Origin of the sequence: Lysinibacillus sp. NPDC093210 (assembly GCF_044753985.1) — a bacterium.
GTDB lineage: Bacteria > Bacillota > Bacilli > Bacillales_A > Planococcaceae > Lysinibacillus.
In genome coordinates, this window is the sequence record NZ_JBIVOE010000002.1 from 13,663 (window position 1) to 36,918 (window position 23,256).

Genomic DNA, 23,256 nt, shown 5'->3' on the forward strand with positions numbered 1-23,256 from the left:
GAACTTTTTTGAGTCACTTTTGCTTTTTTATTTCACTGCACGAATAAAAATGCGTTCGCTTTCGTATTCAGGTGCTTCATCTGTAAAATCTGCTGTAACTTCTACATCTGTAAAGCCAATTTCACGAAGCCATGTCATATATTGCTCAATTGGGAATGTGCGCTGGAAATGCTCCTCATCAAAACGTTCGTACAAATTACTCGCTGCTTCTCGTACATAAAACGTCATTTGATGAACAACAGAATGTTCATAATCGCCAGGCTCTGTATGCCATACATAGCTTATATCTCCATCATCATACGTAAATGGTCCGCCTAAAAAAATCTCATCCATTTTAAATAATGAATGGACATCAAAAAACAGTTGACCACCTTCACGTAAAGCATGGAAAATACGTTCTAGCGTCGAATAAACATCTGCTTGTTCCACAACATAGTTAAGCGAATCAATTGCAATTGTTATAACATCCAGTGCCTCAAAGCCATCTAATTCATGCATCGACATACAGAATAGCGGTACTTGTAGACCCGCATCTGTAAAACGCTCTGCCGCTACAGCGAGCATATCGTCTGACAAATCGATGCCATTTACACTATAGCCAGCATTGGCTAACATAAGGCCAAGAACACCGGTGCCACAGCCAATATCTAAAAGCTTCGGGAAATGTTTGCTCGGTGCATATTGCTCAATCCATTCCACATAGCTACTATACGGAATATCAGTTTGGAGCTCATCGTATACATGAGCAAAACGTTCGTAGCTACTCACTTACGCCTCTGGTACGTCTAATTGTGGTGCATCGCCCCATAGACGCTCTAAGTTATAGTAAGCACGCTCATCCTTGTGGAATACGTGTGCTACAACATCACCAAGGTCTACTAAAATCCATCGCGCGCCATCGAAGCCTTCCACGCGACGAATTTCATGCCCCTCTTTGACTGCTACATCTTGTAATTCACGTGCAATCGCTTGTACTTGGCGATCTGAGTTCCCGTGTGCAATGATGAAGTAATCTGCTAATAGTGAAATTCCTTGCATATTTAAAACGACAATGTCCTCACCATGTTTGTCGTCGATTGCTTTGTAAGCTGCTTGTAATAAAGTTGAAGTCATCCTTCACTTTCCTCTCTTTTCATCATATCGTTATAACATGCTATAGATAATGGGTAAATTGCCTGCTTTGTATCAATTAAAAACGCTAATGTATGGCGTATACAGGCACTCATTGCCTTATCTAAATTTTTTCGAGCTTTTTTTCGCAGGTTTTCAACACCTTCAAAGTTTCGATTCGGTTCAATCATATCTGCGACAAAAAGTATTTTTTCTAAACGACTCATTGCTACGCGTCCTGTCGTATGAAAACGAATAGCATTTAATATATCTTCATCCGTAATGCCAAATTCATTTTCAGCAATATATGCCCCAACTGGACCATGTAGTAATTCACTGCCCCAGCCAATCAGTTGTTGATCTAATTTTTCGTTTTGAACGATACGCTCCATCCATTCGACCTCTGCATACTTTGCAATGTCATGGAGAATGGCTGCTGTTTCAGCTTTCTTCTCGTTCTCACCATAGATTTTTGCTAACGTGATGGCTGTTTCCATTACACCTAGTGTATGGATATAACGCTTTTCAGGCATACGTGGTTTAATCGCTGCTAAATACTGTTCGCGTTCCATAAAGACCTTCCTCTCGTATAAACGTCTCTACCGCTTCTGGCAGTAAAAAGGTTACCGTTCTACCAGTGGCAAGGCGTTCACGAATCAGTGTAGACGATAAATCGATTTGCGGTACTTCCACCATCAAGACAGGATACTCCGTACGCGCCTCTGTACTTGGACGCTTTACGCCGACGAATTGAACGAGCTTCACTAGCTCATCAATACGATACCACGTATGGAGTGAATCAATCATATCCCCACCAATGATAAAGTAAAATTTTACAGTCGGCTCTCTATCACATAATGCAGCAAGTGTGTTATATGAATAGGATACGCCTCCCTTATCAACCTCATACGACTCCACACGAAAATGCGGATATGGTTGAATAGCACGCTCAACCATTTCTAATCGTTTCGCATCACTCGCATCATGAGGAGCTTGTTTATGAGGTGGTAATGCATTCGGCAAAAAACGTACCTCATCTAATTCCAATGCATGAAATACTTCGTTTGCCATCATTAGGTGTCCGATATGTGGTGGATTAAACGTACCTCCAAGTAAACCGACCTTCTTCATCGTTTCACCTTATTTCGCTACTTTTGGTAACACAATTTTTTTGTTGTTACGTGATTCTTTATATAAAACAACTGTTAATCCGATTAATTGAACAAGCTCAGCATGTGCACCTTTTGCAAGAGCTTCTGCCACTTCTTGCTTGTCATCTTCACAGTTATCTAAAATACGCACTTTAATTAGCTCACGTACTTCTAATGCTTCACGAATTTGCTTTGTCATTTCGTCATTCACGCCGCCTTTTCCTACTTGGAAAATCGGTGTTAAATGATGTGCTTCTGCACGTAAAAAACGCTTTTGTTTACCTGTTAACATAAAAATTATTGTCCTCCTAATTGCGCCTTCAGTCGCGCAATCATTGAATTTGTTTTTGGATATTCGTCGAGCCAGTATTGGAACGCAATCGCACCTTGATGTACGAACATGCCAAGACCAGTTACTACAGTTGCACCTTTTTCCTCAGCCGCTTGTAAAAAAGGCGTCATTAATGGATTATACACAATATCTGCAACAATTGCGCCTTTCATTAGTCGATTCAGTGAAAATGGCATTGAAAAATCACCCGCAACAAGTCCCGCTGACGTCATTTGTACTAAAATGCCATAGTCAGCCAACGCTTCTTCAGCTTGCGCTAATGAAATCGCTCGACCTGTTCCAAGTTCATCGATAATTGCCTGAGCATTGGCAACTGTACGATTGGCAATCGTTAAATTCGTATAGCCTTGTTGTTGCATCGCAAAGGCTATGCCACGAGCTGCCCCTCCTGCTCCGATAAGAAGCACTGGCTTTTCTTTATGGGACTTGCCTACAGCCTCTTCCAACGAGCGAACAAAACCAAGCCCATCTGTATTGTATCCTTTTAACTTACCATCTTTTGTACGTACAACAGTATTTACCGCACCCATTTTTTCTGCTAACTGATCTAACTCATCTAAATAAGGAATGATTGCTGTCTTATGGGGGATAGTAACATTCCAACCACTTGCACCTAATGTTTTAAAACCAGCAACCGCCGCTTCTAACTGATTTGGTGTCACATGTACTGGAATATATGTTGCATCGATCGCCATTTCTTCAAACCAAACATTATGCATGGCCGGTGATTTTGAATGCTCAATCGGGTCACCAATTACTGCAAACCACTTCTTCATGTCCTAGTTCCTCTTCTCTTCTTTACTAATGGTTAAATGAGTGATGGACGAATTGAAACTTGTACACCTTTTGGGGCATAAGCAGCAATAACTACGTTAGCATGCTGTACCGTAATCCAACCAAGCCCTGAAAAGACGACATCTGTTTTTGCTTCTTTGATTGAAAACTCATGACGGATTAATTCAGGTAGCTTGCCAATAAAGTTTGCAGTCGGTGGTGCAAGTAATTCGCCCTTATGCTCAGCGTATAAAGCATCTGCCTTTTCTAACTTCGTACGGTGGATTGGCAGATCATTTGCCACATGTATTGTAAATGCAGAACGTTCACCTTGAATAAAATCAAAACGTGCTAGTGCTCCAATGAATAATGATTGACCTGCATTTTGCTGATACACTTTCGGCTTAATTTCTTTTTTGGGCATAATATATTTTAATTCACTCGCATCAATGTAATGCGCCATTTGGTGGTGATTAATAATCCCAGGGGTATCATATAATGCACTACCATCATCGAGTGGAATTTCAATCATATCCAATGTAGTTCCTGGGAAATGAGAAGTTGTAATAACTTCGCCTTCACCTGTAGCTTGCTTAATAACGCGGTTAATAAACGTGGACTTCCCAACATTTGTACAACCTACTACGTAAACGTTTTGGCCTTTGCGATACTCGTCAATCGCTTCCATCGCCTCAGTCATCCCTTGTCCTTTATGCGCGCTAACTAAAAGCACATCAATTGGTTGTAGGCCAAGTGCCTTTGCTTCACGTTTGAGCCAGTTGATAACCTTTTTAGGCTTCACTGATTTTGGCAGTAAATCAGCTTTATTCGCAACTAATAGCACTGGATTTTTGCCAACAAAGCGATGAAGCCCTGGCAACCAGCTACCATTGAAGTCAAAAATATCAACGATTTTCACGATTAAGCCTTGCTGTGTTCCAAGACCATTTAAAATACGTAGAAAGTCGTCATCTGTTAATGACACAGGTTGAATTTCATTGTAATTTTTCAAACGGAAGCAACGTTGGCAAATAACCACGTCTTTTTCTAATGATGATGGGGGTGCGTACCCTACTGCTGTTTTATCTTCTGTTTGAATTGTCGTACCGCAGCCAATACAATTTGGCATTTCGTTCATTCTTTTTCCTCCCAAGTAATTATTCCTTTTCGTTTTAAATCATTGAACACACGACGCTCAACGAAACGATTAAATTTTGTTACGAGCCCATCAGATTGTGCGACTGGTTTTACTAAAATAGTATGCAGTCCTAAACGATTGGCACCCATTACATCTGTTAGTAGCTGGTCTCCTACCATTACTACTTCATTTGGACGTAATCCTAATTGAATTACGGCACTATAAAAGGCATTTCGAAGTGGCTTTTTTGCTTTATGAATATACGGAATATTAAGCGGATCAGCAAAATGCTTTACACGCGCCTCTTTATTATTCGACGCGATGATAACGCGAATACCCGATTCCTTCATAATACGTAGCCAAATAATAAGCTCTTCCGTTGCATCTGCACGGTCCCATTCCACAAGCGTATTATCTAAATCTGTAATAATCCCTTTAATGCCTAATTCTTGAAGCTTTTCTGGTGTAATTTCAAAAATGCTTGTGACAAATTCATCTGGTAATAAAAAATTATACAAAATAGCGACCCCTAATCTAAACGTATTATTCGACCATTATAGCATATTTGCAAAGGCTTCACCCATGCGAATTGGACTTCCTTGCACAACATTGTCCGTAAATGTAATCGTATCTTTTTCAAATAGCATGACCACTGTCGAACCAAATGAAAAATAACCGACTTCCTCACCTTTTTGCCAATGTGCTGTTGTATTTGTCAGCACAATAGAGTTGACAAAGGTAGCACCAACTTTAATAAATGCTACATGCTGGTCATTTGCTACTTTTAACTCCGTTACAAGACGATAGTTATGAGAAATTGGTTTTTTGCCATATGTGAGCCCAAGCTGATTGACAGGGAAAGATGTTTGTCCAAGTGTATATTGTCTTAATACTGTGCCATCAATCGGGCTATGGATTCGATGATAATCAGCAGGACTTAAATAAAATACTATATAATGTCCATCGGCATATTGTGCAGCGCGGTCTTTATTACCTAGTAAATCCTGAAGGGAATAAGGCTTGCCTTTCACAAGAAAAGTCATATCCCATTCAATGCGCCCAAATGATTCCACTTTTGCATCTACTGGACTCGTATAAACAAAAGGATTTTGATCGATTGGTCGTGCATCTGTTAAAAGTTCCCTTGTAAAAAAATCATGTAAACTTGAAAATTGTTGTTGTTTTTTTGAAACCTCTTTAAGGTTAATATCGTATATTTTCATATAGCTTGGAATTATTCGCTTACTCCACTTCGCTTTAGCAATAGTTTGTAAAAGCTGGGAAGATTGTTTGCCATTCGTTAATTCTATTAAGCGTTGGTAAAGTTTTTCTTTCATAAAGCAAAACCCCTATCGATTAAATTAGACTGTCAATTTTTTCGCATCCGAAGTATAATGGTACAATATCTTAAGTGCAAAGGAGTGATCCGCCTTGTTTTTTTATCACAAGTTGGTGGATACGACGGTTAAGAAAATGAAATCGCACGCAGCAAACTTCATAACAATTAGTAATATGTCCTTTGGTGGCGCGGCCATAATGGCCACTTTACATGAATATTATAGCTATAGTGTCTTGTTTATCTTTATTGCTGCTCTTCTCGATCGCTATGATGGGAAAGTGGCACGTGCACTCGGACAGGTATCCGAGTTAGGTAAGCAATTAGATTCTATGAGTGATATTATATCATTTGGTGTAGCCCCTGCATTATTAATGTATGAAGTTGTCCTAGTTGATTTTGGTTTCGCGGGCATGATGATGACCGTTCTTTATATCGTCTGCGGTGCGATGCGATTAGCTCGCTTCAATATTAGTGAAGCAAACGGTTATTTCACAGGACTACCGATTACAGCTGCTGGTACGCTATTAACATTAACGTATTTTGCGTCTAATACGTTCCACCCAGCTTTTTATCTTTTCCTACTTCCCATTTTAGCTTTACTAATGATTAGTACATTCACGTTAAAAAAAGTGTAACAGCGCATTTGCTGTTGCACTTTTTTTCATTGAACGCCTTTTCTTAACATATACTGTCGAAAAATGGGGAAAGGATGAAATCATTCAATGAGCGGAATTTTTACTTCTATGTTGCAGTTATGGTTTGAAATTCCTGCGTTATTCGGTTATTTAAAAGGGCAAACATTCCATAAACCCTTTTCTAAAGAAGAGGAAGCTGCTTGTATTGAACGATTTTTAGGTGGTGATGAGCAAGCGCGTCTTGATTTAATCGAGCGCAATATGCGACTTGTTGCACATGTCGTAAAAAAATTCCATCCAAAGCATGAGCAACTCGATGACTATATTTCCATCGGTACAATCGGTCTAATGAAAGCCGTTGAAAGCTATACCCCTGATAAAAAGACGCGTCTTGCTACGTACGCAGCGCGCTGTATTGAAAATGAAATTTTAATGCACTTACGGACACAGAAAAAAGTACAAAAGGATGTATCCCTGTTTGAACCAATCGGTACAGACAAAGATGGAAATGCGCTGCAAATTCGCGATCTGCTACAATGTGATGAAGAAAGTGCAACAGAAAAGTTAGAGCATAAAGAACATGTTGCTCAGTTGTATCATTATTTGCATATGCTTGATGAACGAGAGCTTGAAATTGTCACACTCCGCTATGGATTAAATCAGCACGACGCACTTACCCAAAAAGAAATTGCTGCCCGCTTGAGCATTTCTCGTAGTTATGTATCTCGCATAGAAAAGCGAGCACTCATTAAACTCTATCAATTTTACAAAAGAGATCAAAAGTCTATTGAGTAATTTATTGTAATGTGTTATTCATAAAAATTCAATCAAGAATATTCCGCACTTGTTTGCGAAAATTACATTGAATTGCTTATTTTGTTTAGCAGTTACTTGTTCCATATAAAAAGCTCCTTTAGGCTTTAACAGCCACAAAGGAGCTTTCTATACAGTATTAATGAGTCGTTTCAGTAAGATCCGCCGAAATAAGCGTGCCGATTAACATCGTAATGATGACGACACCTGCTGTCAAAAATAGCATAATGAATACCTCCCCTCTAACTATGAAGAGAATTAATTAATGCCATTGTAGCATTGAAGATTAATTACGACTGTGATTTTTCTCACTCTTAAACTGTTCATCTTGTCTAATTCGTGTAGATTTATAGAGACGAAATTGCCTTTAATACAATTTGTGTAGAGTGCTTAGCAGCCACTGGTAGGAACTCATCAAAGCTGATGTTCGATTCTTTTCCAGCAATATCCGATAATGCACGAATGACAACGAATGGTGTGCCGAATTGGTAGCACACTTGCGCAACCGCTGCCGCTTCCATTTCAACAGCCTTCATTTGTGGAAAATGCTGGCGAACTGCTTCTACACGTACAGGATCATTCATAAAAGCATCACCTGAGCAAATTAGGCCAATACCGTATTGGTGTTCACCTACAGCTTTTACAGCCTCTTCAGCTACTTTCATTAGCTTTGCATCAGATTGGAAAGCTGCAGGCATTCCTGCCATTTGACCAATTTCATAACCGAAGATTGTCACATCGACATCATGATGGCGTACTTCATCAGAAATAACAACTGCTCCTACTTCAAGTGCCTCATCGTAGCCCCCAGCAGAACCTGTATTAATTACTACATCTGGCTTGAATTCATGCAATAAAATTGTTGTAGACATTGCTGCATTGACTTTACCAATACCGCTTTTTAATAAAACTACTTCTTTTCCTTCATATGTCCCTGTTGTATACTCACTGCCAGCAATTGTTGTACTTTTAGCATCCTCTAAAGATGCCCGTAGCAGCTCTACTTCCTCTTCCATTGCACCGATAACTGCGATTTTCATGAATCCATTACTTCCCTTCTTCTTTCAACTCTAATCATGTCTCTGCCTAGTCTACATCTGCATTTTGATGAACTTTATCCAATCAAAATTGAAAATATTCACCACATACTTCTATGACCGATTGTTCCACTTTCATTAAAGCTAGGAATGAATCGTATTTCTTTGACCATCTTTAAAAATAATCAAAACAACTACTTTCGTCAATAGGCACCTTCTAATGTATTTAACTGTTCTAGCTTCACTGGCAGCCAGCCTTCGTTATCGATCCATTCCATACTGACACGATACTTTTCACTCTTATCTTTCGTAGAAACTGTTGCGATTGCTTTATTTGCACCACCATTATTTTGTAAGCGCCAAACAATCATATTATCATTTGTAATACCTGTAACAGCTGTAATGGTAGCGATTTTTTCTGCCCAATCGACAGATTGGTCATCATACGACGATACATGCGCTCCAGTTTGCGTTGTAGGCGTTGGTTTCCAGTTTTTATCTGTCACAACGCGGTCAACAATCGGATCGTCTGACGTCGTCTCTTCAGCCGTATTTTGTTCTGGCTGTTGTTCTTCCTCTTTAGGCTGTTCTTCGTCTTTAGACTGTTCATCTTTCCCAACGACGTCTTCCTCTTTCAGAGGTTCCTTCTCGCCCTCATCGTTCTTTTGCTCCTGAACTGGGTCCTCTTTAACAGTTTCTTGTTCGTCATCCTGCCATTTAAACACATACGTTGCCGTTATAACAATCAGTATAATGACAATACCAATTAAAACATTCAACATTTTATCTAGCTTTTTATTGCGAGATGGCTGCAAATGACGACTGCTTCGTGTTTTTCGTTCACTCATGAAGTCTCCCCCTCTCTAGCCAATATTTTATCAATTTCCATAGCGCTTGCAAAATAAAAACAGCTAGCTTCTCTTAGTAAGAAAAGCTAACTGCTTGTACATCAGTGATTATTTAATTGAAAGAATTTTCACTTTCATTTCGCCACCAGGTGTTTGTACAACTACTTCTTCACCTTCTGCTTTTCCAAGTAAGCCTTTTGCAATTGGTGATTCGTTCGAGATTCTGAATTCCATTGGATCTGCCTCTGCTGAACCTACGATTGTATAAGATTCTTTATCAGAAGATGGTTTACCATTAATAATTTCTACGAATGTAACCGTTTTCCCAAGTGAAACTACACTGTTGTCTGTTTCATCTTCAGAAATAATAACTGCGTTACGAATCATTGATTTTAATGTAGAAATGCGGCCCTCTAAAAAGGCTTGTTCTTCTTTTGCTGAATCGTACTCAGCGTTTTCAGAAAGGTCACCGAAGTCGCGTGCGATTTTAATACGCTCTACGATTTCTTTACGTGTTTCTGTTTCTAATTTCACTAATTCTTCTTCTAATTTTCGTTTACCCTCTGCTGTCATTGGGTACTGTTTTTCATTTGACAAAGTACTTCACTCCTTATTTCATCAATATAAAAACATAAAACTCGACCAAATGCTTTAGAAAGTGCATTTAATCGAATTTTATTATTTTTAATCTCATTTCAAAATACGCTTTGACCTAATAGTATGCATGCGTTACAAAAATATGCTTTGAAATTCATGTAAATATTGTCAATACCACTCTATCTTATTACAATACGTTGTCAGTTTCAAGAATAGTTTTAATTTTCGTTACCATCAAATCAATTGCTACACCATTTTCCCCACCTTCGGGAATAATAATATCAGCATAACGTTTAGTTGGTTCAATGAACATATTATGCATTGGGCGCACCGCAGATAAATACTGCTCTATAACGGAATCCGTTGTGCGTCCACGCTCTTTAATGTCTCGAAGAATACGACGAATAATACGTAAATCTGAATCCGTATCTACAAACAATTTTATGTCCATTAAACTACGTAAGTCCGCATCCTCTAATACTAAAATTCCTTCTAGTATAATAACATCTACTGGCTCAACATGGATAACTTCATTAGCACGTGTATGCTGTACATAGTCATACACAGGCTTCTCGATAGACTGACGCTTTAATAATTTTTTAATATGTTCAATTAATAAATCATTATCAAACGCTAGGGGATGGTCATAATTCGTTCCTAAACGTTCTTCAAATGTTAAATGACTCTGATCTTTGTAGTAATAATCTTGCTCAATTACAACAACAGAATGCTCACGGAAAACATCATAAATAGCACGTGTCACACTCGTTTTACCTGAGCATGAACCACCAGCGATTCCGATGACAACTGGACGCTTTATTGCCATTAATTATTCTCCTTTCGCATCATGTTATGCGGTTGAAGCAGGGTATCACATTTAAATTTAACAATTTGTAATGGATGACGTGCCGCATCTAAGCTATTGCCGTCCTCATCCCAAATTTCCCCCATCGTAATACGGAAGTTTTCGATTTCTGGACCAAAAAATTCAACTTCATCACCAGGTTTAAAATAGTTACGTTGTTGCATTGTAACGATTTTCGTCTCTGGATCGTGATTTAAAATAAGTCCTGCAAATTCGTATGTTGTTTTACGACCATGAACGCCAAACATTTGCTCCTCGTGTCCTGGTGCATCATGGAAAAATGCCTCAGCTGTATCACGGTTTGCACATTTATCTAACTCTTCTAGCCATTCACGTTTAATTTGGAAATTATCTGGATCAGCACAGTAAGCATCAATCACTTTACGATACACAGAAACAACTGTAGCCACATAGTGAATTGACTTCATACGACCTTCTACTTTTAATGAATCAATACCCAGCTCAATCATATGCGGAATCGCTTCAATTAACTTTAAATCTTTCGGACTCATTGCAAATGGTGCATGGTTATCATCGAAAAGTGCTTTTTCCTCACCGTCTTCTAGCTCGTATAGGTCGTAGTCCCAACGACAAGATTGGCAGCAACCACCACGATTGGAGTCTCGCGCTGTCATATGATTTGATAGTACACAACGACCCGAATATGCGATACACATCGCCCCATGAACGAATGCTTCAATTTCGATATCGACTTTTTCTTTCATTAGCTTCATCTCTTCGCCGCCAACTTCACGCGCTAACACTACTCGATGTAAGCCTTCTTCTTTCCAGTACTGCACAGCTTTCCAATTGGATAGTGATTGTTGTGTAGAAAGATGAATTTCAAGCTTTGGCGCAGCATTACGACATGTTTCGATAATTAGTGGGTCTGCTACGATAATGCCGGTAACTCCTGCAGATTCAATATCCTTCAAGTACTGCTCTAAACCGTCCATATTTTCATTATGAGCGAAAATATTCGTTGTTACGTAAATTTTTGCTCCGTATTTGTTAGCGAAATCTACACCTTCACGCATATCATCAATAGAGAAATTATCTGCGTTTGAACGAAGACCAAATTCACGACCGCCAATAAATACAGCGTCTGCTCCATAATGGACAGCTACTTTTAGTTTTTCTAAGCTACCTGCAGGGGCAAGTAGTTCAGGTTTTTTTGTAATGACGCGCTTGCCGTCAACAACTTCACGAATTTTGTCATTTTGTTCTAATGCCAATGCCATATCCTTGCCACCTCCTAGTACACTGTTTCTTTGAAGATAAAGCCAGTATCGAGTGGTCGAATAGCAGGCTGGATATCTTCAATTTTAGCCAGTAAATCATCTTTAATATCGTCATATGCGTCTTCAGATTCGTCAAAATATGTGTCAATTGCTTGACGATATGCTTCCGTTACTGTGACAACATATTCTGGCGACTGTAAAACACCTTCAATTTTTAATGCATCGATGCCTGCTTCAAATAACTCGCCAAGCTCATCGATAATGCACATATCATTTGGACTGAAAATATGCGTACCGTTGTTATCCTCATAAATTGGATATTTATTGTTACGTTCATCATCGTGGATGAACATATTACGGTTATCCTGACGATTTTCGATTGCCATTACTTTATCCTGGTATAGGAAATAATGACCTAGTAAAGGACGTTTTGATTGGAACATACAAGTCATGCCATGCACTTGTACTTCAACTTCTACTTCCGCATTTTCCTTAATTTCTAGTACTTCATCTAGCGAAAGCTCACGTGCAAGAACAGCTCTTGTTGCGCCACGTTTACCCCAATAATTTGCAGTAAACCAGTTTGTTGCTGTTGTCTCAGGATTCCAATGTAACGGAATTGTAACACCTTGCTCACGACGCACAATAATAACAGCAGGGTCGCCGTAAATTAAGCGATCTACACCTATACGTTGCATTTCTTTTAAGTATTCACCTAGTGCATCTAGTTTTTCGTTATGAAATAGCGCATTCACTGCAACATAAACCTTTTTGCCTGCTTCGTGAATTAGCTTCGTTGCTTCTTCTACTTCGCTCACAGAAAATTCTCCAGCAAGACGAAGACCAAATTGTTGCTCTCCAATGACAAAAGCATCTGCTCCAGCTGTTAAAAGTGCTTTTACATGGTCCACTGATTGCGGTGTGACAAGCAATTCAGGTTTTTTCATAGTCGTCACCTCTTCAAACATAATAATAAGCCATCTCCGACTGGTAAAAATGCACTTGTATATTCAGGATGATGCATAATCCAATCGGTAAAATTTTTTAAATTTCGAATCATTGTCCGCTTGCGACGTGGCACGTCCTTTAAGTCCAAATCCGACAATCCGTGCATATACATATTATCGATATATAAGACTCCTCCTGATTTTACAAGTGGGGCATATTTTTCGAAAAATCGTTGATATTGTCCCTTCGCTGCATCAATAAAAATCGCATCGAAAGTTGTATGAATCGCCTCATCATCTACCTCTAAGGCATCTCCCTCAAGTACCGTAATACGGTTTGAAACAGACGAACGTGCAATATAAGCTCTCGCTCGAGCTACACGCTCTTCATCGCGTTCAATCGTCACAATATGCACATTCGGCAAAGCGTCTGCCATACGGATTGCTGAGTAACCAATTGCCGTGCCAATTTCTAATATTTTTGACGGATTTTGAATACGAAGTAACTGATTTAGCGCATCTATCCCTGCTAGTTGCATAATCGGTACATGATTTTCTTCCGCATATGCTTCCATTTCTAAAAGCAACTCATTACGTGGTTGAATAAATGATTGTATATATGCATCCGATAATTCCATTGTAAAATTCACCCTCATTTAAAAGGAAACGAGCACATTCCCGTTGTCCAAACTTCATCATCACTTTGCTACAAAAAGAAAAAGACCAAACGTGATGTCTTGGTACTTTGCCATACAAAAATGAGCAATTGTTTGTCTATATGCACGAAACAATTGCCACCACGTATTAATTGATTAAAAATCACAATTTATAATAGCACGAAAATAGAAGGAAAGCTATTTTTCTTTCCTTCTATTCATTTTATTGTGCTAAGTTTGTTTTTATTTACTAGAAACTACTCTGCTTGGCGTAAATATTTTTCTACCTTTTGCAAATGCTCATCATATGTTTTTGAGAAGTGGTTGACACCTTCTTTATCTGCTAGGAAATAGAAATAATCTGTTTTGCTCGGATTTAACGCTGCTTCAATCGAAGTTTTTCCAGCACCAGCAATTGGACCTGGCGGTAACCCTTTATTTTTGTAAGTGTTATAAGCGTTTTCTACTTCTAAATCTTCATATAAAACGCGGTCTTTATGTGAGCCAAGTGCATATAAAACAGTTGGGTCAGTTTGTAGAGGCATGCCTTCCTCAATACGATTATAGAAGACACTTGCAATCGTTTCACGATCTGTTTGAGCTGTTGCTTCTTCCTCTAATAATGAGGCAAAAGTTAGTAGTTGATGTACTGACATTTGTTTTTCTACTAGAACCTCACTGTAATTTTTCACAACATTATTCATAGCACCGATCATTTCTTCAGCGATTGCTTCTAACGAAGGTTTCTCTTCAAAATATGAATATGTTGCAGGGTATAAATAACCTTCTAAATCATAGCGAATATTGTCTGCTAAAACCGCATCAGTAATAAGCTCTGGATAGTTGGCCATCATTTTTTGAACAAATGCTTCGCTTGTCACTAAATCCATAAACTCTTTTTGTGTATAAGGCGTTTTCTTTTCAACGATTTTTCCAATCTGATCCAGTGTTAATCCTTCGGGAATCGTCATCGTAAAGACAGGCTCACGATACACCTTCCCTGTTTTTAAGCTCTCAATTAGCTCGTCCAATGTCATTGATTGTGTTAAATCATAATTTCCTGCTTGGAATTGGGATTCATTTTTAAATTTTGCATAGTATTTAAAAACTTTTGCATCTTTAATAATGCCCTTTTTCTCTAGTAAAGCCGAAATCGAGCTTAAACTTGAGCCAATTGGTACTTCAACAGCAATTGTTTTTGTTGCATCTGGATCAATTGGTTTTAAAGCACTTTTTACGTAGTTGTAACCCATTAAACCGATAATCCCAAATACTAATACAAATGTAATGGCTATAATAGCTACTATTTTTCTCACAATTTTTACCTCAGTCTTTTTTTCCTGCATTTTTGAAAACATTTCTTGTTTTTTAGAACCGTTATCCACGGGTTTCCCCCCTATCACTATTCAATATCATACTAGAAATCAACTTTTACGACAAACAGAAATGGACAATTCAGGTGAAATTGCACACATAAAAAAATCTGCTAACACATTCTTTAGCAGATTTGATACTTTATAATTGCAAAGCTCCTTGCTTTTCTTCTACTAACAAGCCATGCGCTAACTGGGAAATGACCACATCATCAGCTGGTGGATTAAAGCGGCTACATTGTACATCTCGGAATAGACGTTGCAATTTATTAGATTTCGACAAACTGCGTCCACCAACGATTTGCATCGCCTTGGTCACAATGTCAATGGCATGATGGCAAATAACATACTTAGCTATACTGACATCATTCGCTAGTTGCTCCTTCAATGCAGGCTGCTGTTCTACTTGTGCGGCAATGCTATATAGTGTACGGCGGGATGTTTGATACAACACCTCTATTTCCCCAATCTTTTGTTGCACATGACTAGCATGGGCAATCGTATTTTCCAAACTATAGGAATACGTATTTTTCGCAAACTCGATTACATAATCTCGAGCTGCTCCTGCAATGCCTAAGTATACAGCAGGAATTTCTAACGAATAAACCCGCCCATCTGCTAAAAACCGATTTACTTCATTTGGACGATGACGATATAATAATGCTTCATCCTGTACAAAGGTGTCATGAAAGATAATATCATGGCTGCCTGTCGCGCGCATGCCCATGGCATCCCATGTATTTACAACTTCTACTCGTTCATTTTTCTCAATGAGAAACTCAGCAGTTATATTCTCATCTTCTACATAGGCGATAATTGTAAATTGCTTTAAAACGGGAGCTAATGAAGCAAACGCCTTTTCACCAGAAATAATATACCCACCCGAAACCTTTTTAGCTGTCGTTCCTGGTAGACTTCCGCGTGAAATATTGCCCTTTCCTCGTTCACTATTAATAATATTTAATAAAGATCCTTCCTCTACTGCCTTACGACTCAGTTCTGCAAATACATGCTCTGGCCACGCCTTCGCCTCTCGGACATTTAAAAAGGTTAACAAATGCCAACCAACAGCTAAAGCAGTTGATCCATCTCCTTTAGCAAGTTGTTCTTGCACTAATAGCATTTCATAGAGAGAGATTTCATCACCACCGTATTTCTTAGGTACAGTCAATCGGAAATAACCTGCATCCTCTAAAATTTTAAAATGGTCGAACGGAAATGCACCACTTTCATCATAAACGGCAGCCGTTTCTTCAATTTGTTCAGCAAGTTTGCGCGCATATTGAACAAGCTGTCGCTCTCGCTCATTTCGAATAAATACATCACTCATCAATGAATCACCTTACTTTTGACATATCGATTTTGTGGTTTTTTCAACCCTAAATGCTCACGTAATGTTGACCCCGTATAATCTTCACGATATATTCCACGTTCCTGCAAAATTGGTACCACTTTTTCCACAAAGCTTTCTAAATCACGCGGCAATAACGGGAATTGGAGCATAAATCCATCCGCTGCCTTTTCTGTTAACCAACGTTCCATCTCATCAGCAATTTGCACGGCAGTTCCAACAAAAGCATCACGTCTTGCTGGACCAAAAAGACGGGCGTATAAATCGCCAACTTTTAAATTTTCTTTTTTGATAATTTCTAAATGCTCATAAAAATGACTTTGAATACTGTTAACAGTTGGAAAATCAACTTCAATCGCAGGTGTATCAAGTGAATACTTCGAAAAATCAACATTGCCCATGTAACCTGAAACAAACCTCAAGCTCTCATACGGATCTACCAAGGATTGTAACTCATTATATTTGCGAATGGCCTCTTCTTCTGTATCACCAACAATTGGAGATATGCCTTGTAAAACAAGCAGTTCGTCCTCAGTGCGACCAAATGGCACAAGCTGTGCCTTTAAATCACGATAATGCACCTTTGATTTTTCTATATCATCCCAGTGCACAAAAACTACTTCAGCTGTCCGTGCAGCTAATTTTTGCCCTGGCTTAGATGCTCCTGCCTCAACAATGACAGGCTGCCCTTGTATTGAACGCGCAATGTTTAACGGACCCTTAACAGAAAAATATTTACCTTTGAATGCTGTTTCATGTACTTTTTGTTGATCAAAAAAAATATTATTTTCGCGATCATAGACAAATGCGTCATCCTCCCACGAATCCCATAACGACTGTACGACGTCAATAAATTCTTCCGCACGCTCGTAGCGATGATCGTGCTCCCAATGTTTATCACGACTAAAGTTTAAAGCTGTTTCACCTGTTGCATCTGCCGTTGTTACTAAGTTCCATGCGACACGTCCATTACTTATATGATCGATGGACATTAATTGTCTTGCTAACACATACGGCTCACTATAAGTAGTCGAGGCTGTTGCACCAAGGCCAATTTTTGACGTTGCCGCTGCCAGCGCTGTAATTTGAATTAATGGGTCAAAACGATTTAAAATATGTGGGTGGGATTCGCGATTAATTGCCAAGCTATCAGCAACAAAGGCAATGTCAAACTTACCTTTTTCGGCTAGCTGCGCTGCTTTCTGTAAAGCCTTTATATCGATGCTTGCATCGACCTGCGCTAAAGGATGCTTCCATGCCGCAACATGCATCCCTGCCCCAATTAAATATAAAGCAAGCTTCAATTGTTTTTTCTCTGTCATTTTTCATCATCTCTCCTTTTAATATGAATAAAATGCTTTCCATGTTGCTAATTCATCCAATGACATCTTGACAGGAATATAGTTACCCTTGGAAACCTCAGAGACAAAATCTGCCGTTTGTTTACGCTGATATATTTCAACTATTTCTTTCAATATGTCCTTGTCCTTGTCTTCCGGCTTTGCCACAATGACATTGATAAAAGGTTTCGCTGTTTCATTTTCATGAATAATGGCGTCCTTTAAAAGTAAACCTGCTTCGACAGCTACCCCATTATTAATAACCGCAAAATCAGTGTCTTCCATTACACGAGGAGTCGTCGCTCCATCTACAGGCACAATCGTTAAATTTTTAGGGTTATCTTTTATTCGATCTTCTCCACCACTGCCATCAAAATTATCCGTGACCGTTAACAGGTCGTATTCTTGCAGAAGTAACAATGCTCGCCCCCAGTTGGAAGGATCATTTGGCACAGCAATTTTAGCACCATCTTTTATATCTTCTACCCGATTGTATTTGTTCGAATAAAGACCAATAGGCGCCATAATCGTTGTACCAATCGCCTGTAAATCTGTACCGTTATTCGTATTAAACAAATTTAAGTAAGCTACGTGCTGGAAGGCATTGATATCAACCTCTCCCTCAGCCAATGCTTGATTGGGATCGTATTGTGCCGAAAATGTCACGAGTTCTAATTGTATATCTTCCTTTGCAGCTTGCTCTTTTATATATTCCCACGTCTTTATTTCCGAACTACGAATGCCAACCTTCACAACATCTTTTCCTTCTGATTTTGAACATGCTACAAGTAAAAATAATAATGAAATGAGTCCTATTAGATAATGGATTTTCTTCATGGCCAGCTCTCCTTTATGCTACTCTTCGTAACTTTCTTTCTATGGTATTGCCGATACTTTGAATAATTTGAACAAGTATTACTAAAATAACAACTGTTACTAAAATGGTAACATTATCAAAGCGTTGATAGCCGTAAGTAATGGCTACATCCCCAAGACCGCCTCCACCTACTGCACCTGCCATTGCCGTTGCACCAATCAGACCAATTGTTGCTGTCGTAACACTTAATATTAATGATGGGAAAGCTTCAGGAAGTAAAAACTTATGAATAATTTGAAATGGAGAAGCCCCCATTGCTTTAGCGGCTTCAATAATGCCTTCATCTACTTCAAGAAGAGAATTTTCAATTAATCTTGAAATATATGGTCCAATATGCAAGACCAGTGGAACGATAGCAGCTGTTGTGCCAATAGCTGTTCCAACAAGTAAACGTGTAAATGGAATGATGGCAACTAATAAAATGATGAACGGAATGGAACGAAATGTATTTACAATCGGATTTACAATTGAGAAGATGATTTTACTTTCAAGAATGTGCCCTTTTCGTGTAACAACTAAAACAACACCTAATATAAATCCTAAAATAGCGCCAAAAAATAATGAAATACTAACCATGTACAGCGTATCCAACACTGCGTCGATAATAATTTGCGTGCTCACCTTCATGTGCAACGACCTCCTCTATATGAATATTTTTGCTTTGAATATATAAAAATGCCTTCTGAATTTCCGTTGCTGTACCAACTAGCTCTACAATTAAATGTCCGAATGGAATGCCTTGAAGCTCTGTAATATTGCCGAATAAAACATTAACATCGACAGCGAATTTTTTAGCTACTTGTGATACAACGGGCTGGCCAACATCCACCCCGATAAACTTGATATTATAAATACGCTTCGTTCCATCGATTACCTTCAGTTGGTCATAAATAGATTGTGGAATTTCGTTTCGCACAACCGACTGCACAAAGTTTTTCGTCGTTTCTTCCTTAGGTGCGGAAAAAATGTGTAGGACATTGTCTTCTTCAATAATTTTTCCGTTTTCCATTACTGCTACTCGATTACAAATATCACGAATGACTTCCATTTCATGTGTAATCATTAAAATCGTAATGCCATACTCAATATTGACCCGCTTTAGTAACGCTAATATTGATTTTGTCGTTTGCGGATCAAGTGCAGAAGTCGCCTCATCACATAATAGAATCGTTGGCTTTGTTATTAGTGCTCTTGCAATACCTACTCGTTGCTTTTGTCCACCTGATAATTCATCAATATAACGGTGCGCCTTATCTTCTAAGCCGACAAAAGTTAAGACCTCTTGAACTTGCGCTGATATTCTCGATTTTTTAGCTCCACTTAACACTAACGGCATCGCCACATTATCGAAAACCGTTTTTGAATGGAGAAGATTGAAGTGTTGAAAAATCATACCGATATTTTTCTTTTCCTCACGTAATTGTCTTTTACTTAATTTTGTTAAATTTTTTCCATTTACAAGTACTTGGCCAGATGTCGGCTCCTCGAGTAAATTCACAGTCCGAATTAAAGTACTTTTTCCAGCTCCACTAAACCCAATCACGCCAAAAATATCACCTTTTTGAATAGTTAAATTAATGTGATTTAACGCCTTTACAGTAGATTGACCAACATGGAATTCCTTCGTCGTATCAATAAATTCAATCATCCACTTACCCCCTATTATTCGACCTTTTAAGATTCACTATAAAAACTAAAATACTGGAACGACAGCTCCCTTATATTGGTCTTCAAAAAACTTACGAGCCTTTTCACTTGTCAGCCATTTCACAACTTTTTGAATAGCAGCATCTTCCTGTTTTTCTTTCGTCGTTGCGATAATATTGACATAAGGAGAATCTGATCCTTCTATAATGAGTGCATCGTCAAGTGGATTATAGCCACCTTCTAACGCGTAGTTCGTATTGATAGCAGATGCATCTACATCATCTAAGGAGCGAACTAACAGCAATGAATCGACACCGATAAATTGAATGTTCTTTTCATTTTTTGTAATATCCTCAACTGTATAATCATTTTTCTTTGCATCATCTAATTCGATAAGATCATTATTTTTAAACAGTAATAATGCACGCGAAAAATTGACAACGTCATTGGGTACAGCCACTTTTGCATTTTGTGGTAAGTCTTTTATATCGCTAATTGTTTTTGAATAAACACCAAATGGCTCTATATGAATTCCTTTGACACTTACTAAATCTAAATTACTTTCTTTGTTCGTCTGTTCTAAAAAAGGGATATGCTGAAAATAATTGAAATCGAGTTCACCGTCTGCTGTTTGTTGATTAGTTTGTACAGCATCTTTTAATATTGAAATATTTAGTTTCACACCATCTTTTGCAAGATCATCTGCTAAATACTCTAAAACTTCCGCATGTGGCACACTCGCTGCTCCTACTCTTAATGTCACTGTTTCGTCTTTTTTTGTCTGCTCTGAATCTGTACAGCCCGCTAATACAATAAATAATGTACCAATAAACAATAACCATATTTTTTTCACATCATATCCTCCTTAATTTATTAATTTACTTGGTTTTATAAGCAATAAAAATAGAGAATTTCTTGTGCAATTGAATTGTTCTCTTTAAAAATAAAGTATTTGAAATTTTCTATTTTTATTACAACAAATCTTATCTGGTTACTAGTAATTGGTCAATGCCTTTTTTTCTTATTTATTCCACATATCTTTAAAGACACAATTTTCGGCAAAGCGTTTTACCTTTTTTACGTACTTAGATAGCTATTTTTTCTCTAAAACACAAAATAGTCATCATCAGATAGAATACTTTTAAGGTTCATATAGAAATTTTCTATTAGACCTATCGTTGTAAACCATTCCAGCCTTCTAAATCGTAAAAATCCACTTCGATTTCCGCAGGCATTATAAGCCCGCTTATAAAACTCCAGAATCGCCGATAGGGCAAGACGTAAGCTACAGGAGTCTTCGTGTATTTTTATTGTTTGAGTGCCTGGCACTTTCTATAGACTGTAAAAAAAGCATACTCGAAGTCGTACTTCGAGTATGCTTTGTCTTTTAACTATCGTCCGTTCTTTTTATAAATCATTTAAAACATCTTCTACAAATTCCCATTCTTCGTCCGTCTCAATCGGTAGTAAATCCTCAATTGTTCCATCTGCTCCAGGTACGTATTGCGCGGCGAAAATATCTCGCTCCTCCATCGGCTTGTCTGAGACAGCTACATAAAGTACGTAAGATTTACCAAATTGCTCTGAAGCAAATGTATGAATCACCTCGCACACTTGATCCGTACCATCCTCATTCGTTACAGTAATAAGCTGTGGCTCTTCTTGGAATTCATCAAGAAGCGTTAATACAACTTCATTAATCATTTCCCATTCTACTTCTGTTTCAACAGGTTGTAAATTGGTCATTTCTCCGCTGTTATCATCATAATCGAATGTCATAGCTGAAATATCACCTGGAATTTCCTGTCCGTTTTCATCGATTAGGGAAAACAGTACATATGATTTTTCCTCTGCATCAAATGTAAAAACAACACGGCATGTTTGCTCTTTGCCATTGTCACCTATTATTATGAATTCTTGTGTTTCCTCGTTCATTTTTATTCCTCCTTACAATATTTACTTATTGTCTAAATTTCTATGTGCTCTACTACCCCTTCTTCGAAACACGAAGTTGATGGCGTAAAAAAAGAACAAGGACCGCTTGTGCCATCCTTGTTCCTTACACTCTAAAATGAAAACAATTATTCTTCGTCTTCGTCCTCTAAAGCGTTTAAAACGTCTTCTACCATGTCCCACTCTGCTTCTGTTTCAATCGGTGTTAATTCGCCATCTTCACCGTTTTCAGATGGTACAAATGAAGATACGAAAATTTCTACAGAACCATCTTCATCTTCTTCAGCGCCTACCATTGAGTAAAATACATAAGATTTGCCGAACTCAGGAGACTCGTGTACGTGAATCACTTCGCAAAGCTGCTCGTTTCCGTTTTCATCAATCACTGTAATGTGTTGTACATGTAATTCTTCTTCATGGTTATGCTCGTGTGCCATGTTTGCCACCTCATTAATTAGTTTTTGCTATCTAAATAGCCTTGTAAAATCATCACAGCCGCCATTTTATCAATGACTTGCTTGCGTTTTTTGCGACTTACGTCCGCTTCGATTAGCATGCGCTCGGCAGCCATCGTCGTTAAACGCTCATCCCAAAGTTTAACCGGAAGTGAAAATGTATCTTCTAATAACTTTTTATAGTTTTCAGAAGCTTCACCACGAGGTCCAACCGTATTATTCATGTTTTTCGGGAATCCTACAACAAATTCAGTAATAGTATATTCCTTCACTAGCTCAGCGATACGGTCGATGCCGAATTCGCCATTTGCTTCATCAATTTTTACGGTTTCAATACCTTGAGCCGTCCAGCCAAGTGCGTCGCTAATTGCAACACCTACTGTTTTCGACCCAACGTCCAATCCCATAATTCTCATTTCTAGCCCTCGTTATTCTTTTTGATATAAAATTTAACAAGCTCTTCTAGAATTTCGTCACGCTCTAGCTTGCGAATTAAATTACGAGCATCCTGATGGCGAGGAATATACGCCGGATCACCAGAAAGTAAGTAACCGACAATCTGATTGATAGGATTATATCCCTTTTCCTCTAATGAAGAATGTACTTTCAACATTACCTGCTTGACTTCCTGTTCCATTGATTCTTCTGGAAAATTAAATTTCATCGTTTGATCAAATGAACTCATGACCAGCACCTCGCTTTCAGAAATAAGGAGATGTGCAAAGAAGCTCATCTCCGATTTCTCTTTATTATAACC

The 23,256-nt window shown here is 38.4% G+C and carries 29 protein-coding genes; 2 read left to right on the plus strand and 27 right to left on the minus strand.

The features are described 5' to 3' along the window. Positions 1-27 precede the first annotated feature (27 nt). The 9 genes from ACIP9C_RS05660 to ACIP9C_RS05700 are packed head-to-tail and all read right to left on the minus strand — an operon-like array spanning position 28 to position 5,862. Complete coding sequence (locus tag ACIP9C_RS05660; protein ID WP_401009193.1) at positions 28-768, minus strand: class I SAM-dependent DNA methyltransferase; 741 nt, start codon at positions 766-768, stop codon at positions 28-30. Next, positions 769-1,113, minus strand: coding sequence for a ribosome silencing factor (gene rsfS / locus ACIP9C_RS05665; protein ID WP_340823538.1), 345 nt, complete (start codon positions 1,111-1,113; stop codon positions 769-771). Next, positions 1,110-1,682, minus strand: coding sequence for a bis(5'-nucleosyl)-tetraphosphatase (symmetrical) YqeK (gene yqeK / locus ACIP9C_RS05670; RefSeq protein ID WP_401009194.1), 573 nt, complete (start codon positions 1,680-1,682; stop codon positions 1,110-1,112). Before yqeK ends, rsfS begins: the two co-directional genes overlap by 4 nt. After that, positions 1,651-2,241 (minus strand): nicotinate-nucleotide adenylyltransferase, encoded by a 591-nt coding sequence (locus ACIP9C_RS05675; RefSeq protein ID WP_401009195.1) that lies wholly within the window; start codon positions 2,239-2,241, stop codon positions 1,651-1,653. The genes yqeK and ACIP9C_RS05675 overlap by 32 nt, the downstream gene beginning before the upstream one ends. A 9-nt stretch (positions 2,242-2,250) precedes the next feature. After that, complete coding sequence (gene yhbY, locus ACIP9C_RS05680) at positions 2,251-2,553, minus strand: ribosome assembly RNA-binding protein YhbY (protein ID WP_139860444.1); 303 nt, start codon at positions 2,551-2,553, stop codon at positions 2,251-2,253. Between the two features lie 5 nt (positions 2,554-2,558). Continuing rightward, on the minus strand, positions 2,559-3,389 hold the full coding sequence (gene aroE, locus ACIP9C_RS05685) for a shikimate dehydrogenase (protein ID WP_401009196.1): 831 nt from the start codon (positions 3,387-3,389) through the stop codon (positions 2,559-2,561). 32 nt (positions 3,390-3,421) lie between these two features. Next, positions 3,422-4,525: a ribosome biogenesis GTPase YqeH gene (gene yqeH / locus ACIP9C_RS05690; protein WP_401009197.1), complete on the minus strand. Its 1,104-nt coding sequence runs from the start codon at positions 4,523-4,525 to the stop codon at positions 3,422-3,424. Further along, entirely contained in the window at positions 4,522-5,043 is a 522-nt protein-coding gene (locus ACIP9C_RS05695; RefSeq protein WP_172772137.1) for a YqeG family HAD IIIA-type phosphatase, read from the minus strand. Before ACIP9C_RS05695 ends, yqeH begins: the two co-directional genes overlap by 4 nt. A gap of 36 nt (positions 5,044-5,079) precedes the next feature. After that, on the minus strand, positions 5,080-5,862 hold the full coding sequence (locus ACIP9C_RS05700; RefSeq protein ID WP_401009198.1) for a phosphatidylserine decarboxylase: 783 nt from the start codon (positions 5,860-5,862) through the stop codon (positions 5,080-5,082). 136 nt (positions 5,863-5,998) lie between these two features. Between ACIP9C_RS05700 and pssA the strand changes: the two genes are divergently transcribed. Beyond that, entirely contained in the window at positions 5,999-6,499 is a 501-nt protein-coding gene (gene pssA / locus ACIP9C_RS05705) for a CDP-diacylglycerol--serine O-phosphatidyltransferase (RefSeq protein WP_173477657.1), read from the plus strand. Positions 6,500-6,586: 87 nt separating this feature from the next. Beyond that, a complete protein-coding gene (gene sigK, locus ACIP9C_RS05710; RefSeq protein WP_340823529.1) occupies positions 6,587-7,294 on the plus strand; it encodes an RNA polymerase sporulation sigma factor SigK in 708 nt (235 codons plus the stop codon). A 365-nt stretch (positions 7,295-7,659) separates the two neighbouring features. Here sigK and mtnN read toward each other — a convergent pair whose 3' ends face one another. The 18 genes from mtnN to ACIP9C_RS05800 all read right to left on the minus strand — a co-directional run bounded on the left by mtnN (position 7,660) and on the right by ACIP9C_RS05800 (position 23,184). Further along, positions 7,660-8,352, minus strand: coding sequence for a 5'-methylthioadenosine/S-adenosylhomocysteine nucleosidase (mtnN, locus tag ACIP9C_RS05715; protein WP_401009199.1), 693 nt, complete (start codon positions 8,350-8,352; stop codon positions 7,660-7,662). Between the two features lie 200 nt (positions 8,353-8,552). After that, positions 8,553-9,197, minus strand: coding sequence for a YrrS family protein (locus ACIP9C_RS05720; RefSeq protein ID WP_401009200.1), 645 nt, complete (start codon positions 9,195-9,197; stop codon positions 8,553-8,555). 108 nt (positions 9,198-9,305) lie between these two features. After that, positions 9,306-9,794, minus strand: coding sequence for a transcription elongation factor GreA (greA, locus tag ACIP9C_RS05725; RefSeq protein WP_401009201.1), 489 nt, complete (start codon positions 9,792-9,794; stop codon positions 9,306-9,308). Between the two features lie 187 nt (positions 9,795-9,981). Continuing rightward, positions 9,982-10,620 carry a uridine kinase gene (gene udk, locus ACIP9C_RS05730; RefSeq protein WP_401009202.1) on the minus strand — a complete coding sequence of 213 codons (639 nt, stop codon included), beginning with the start codon at positions 10,618-10,620 and terminating at the stop codon, positions 9,982-9,984. After that, the gene (locus ACIP9C_RS05735) at positions 10,620-11,900 is read right to left on the minus strand and encodes a peptidase U32 family protein (RefSeq protein WP_401009203.1); all 1,281 of its coding nucleotides are present in this window, start codon (positions 11,898-11,900) and stop codon (positions 10,620-10,622) included. The genes udk and ACIP9C_RS05735 overlap by 1 nt, the downstream gene beginning before the upstream one ends. Before the next feature lie 14 nt (positions 11,901-11,914). Further along, positions 11,915-12,847, minus strand: coding sequence for a peptidase U32 family protein (locus tag ACIP9C_RS05740; RefSeq protein WP_401009204.1), 933 nt, complete (start codon positions 12,845-12,847; stop codon positions 11,915-11,917). 5 nt (positions 12,848-12,852) lie between these two features. Further along, a complete protein-coding gene (locus ACIP9C_RS05745; RefSeq protein ID WP_401009205.1) occupies positions 12,853-13,485 on the minus strand; it encodes an O-methyltransferase in 633 nt (210 codons plus the stop codon). A gap of 275 nt (positions 13,486-13,760) precedes the next feature. Further along, positions 13,761-14,888: an endolytic transglycosylase MltG gene (mltG, locus tag ACIP9C_RS05750; RefSeq protein ID WP_401009206.1), complete on the minus strand. Its 1,128-nt coding sequence runs from the start codon at positions 14,886-14,888 to the stop codon at positions 13,761-13,763. Positions 14,889-15,018: 130 nt separating this feature from the next. After that, entirely contained in the window at positions 15,019-16,206 is a 1,188-nt protein-coding gene (locus ACIP9C_RS05755; RefSeq protein WP_401009207.1) for an acyl-CoA dehydrogenase family protein, read from the minus strand. After that, on the minus strand, positions 16,206-17,549 hold the full coding sequence (locus ACIP9C_RS05760) for an LLM class flavin-dependent oxidoreductase (protein ID WP_401009208.1): 1,344 nt from the start codon (positions 17,547-17,549) through the stop codon (positions 16,206-16,208). Before ACIP9C_RS05760 ends, ACIP9C_RS05755 begins: the two co-directional genes overlap by 1 nt. An 18-nt stretch (positions 17,550-17,567) precedes the next feature. After that, positions 17,568-18,404 carry a MetQ/NlpA family ABC transporter substrate-binding protein gene (locus tag ACIP9C_RS05765; protein ID WP_401009209.1) on the minus strand — a complete coding sequence of 279 codons (837 nt, stop codon included), beginning with the start codon at positions 18,402-18,404 and terminating at the stop codon, positions 17,568-17,570. A gap of 13 nt (positions 18,405-18,417) precedes the next feature. Next, complete coding sequence (locus ACIP9C_RS05770) at positions 18,418-19,071, minus strand: methionine ABC transporter permease (protein WP_401009210.1); 654 nt, start codon at positions 19,069-19,071, stop codon at positions 18,418-18,420. Then, positions 19,013-20,092 carry a methionine ABC transporter ATP-binding protein gene (locus ACIP9C_RS05775; RefSeq protein ID WP_401009211.1) on the minus strand — a complete coding sequence of 360 codons (1,080 nt, stop codon included), beginning with the start codon at positions 20,090-20,092 and terminating at the stop codon, positions 19,013-19,015. The genes ACIP9C_RS05770 and ACIP9C_RS05775 overlap by 59 nt, the downstream gene beginning before the upstream one ends. Before the next feature lie 45 nt (positions 20,093-20,137). Then, positions 20,138-20,944 (minus strand): MetQ/NlpA family ABC transporter substrate-binding protein, encoded by an 807-nt coding sequence (locus ACIP9C_RS05780; protein WP_401009213.1) that lies wholly within the window; start codon positions 20,942-20,944, stop codon positions 20,138-20,140. A 554-nt stretch (positions 20,945-21,498) separates the two neighbouring features. Further along, positions 21,499-22,026: a DUF1292 domain-containing protein gene (locus ACIP9C_RS05785; RefSeq protein WP_401009214.1), complete on the minus strand. Its 528-nt coding sequence runs from the start codon at positions 22,024-22,026 to the stop codon at positions 21,499-21,501. Between the two features lie 146 nt (positions 22,027-22,172). Further along, the gene (locus ACIP9C_RS05790; protein ID WP_024363115.1) at positions 22,173-22,481 is read right to left on the minus strand and encodes a DUF1292 domain-containing protein; all 309 of its coding nucleotides are present in this window, start codon (positions 22,479-22,481) and stop codon (positions 22,173-22,175) included. Positions 22,482-22,498: 17 nt separating this feature from the next. Next, entirely contained in the window at positions 22,499-22,915 is a 417-nt protein-coding gene (gene ruvX / locus ACIP9C_RS05795; RefSeq protein WP_340823504.1) for a Holliday junction resolvase RuvX, read from the minus strand. Positions 22,916-22,917: 2 nt separating this feature from the next. Beyond that, positions 22,918-23,184, minus strand: coding sequence for an IreB family regulatory phosphoprotein (locus tag ACIP9C_RS05800; RefSeq protein ID WP_024363117.1), 267 nt, complete (start codon positions 23,182-23,184; stop codon positions 22,918-22,920). Positions 23,185-23,256 lie beyond the last annotated feature (72 nt).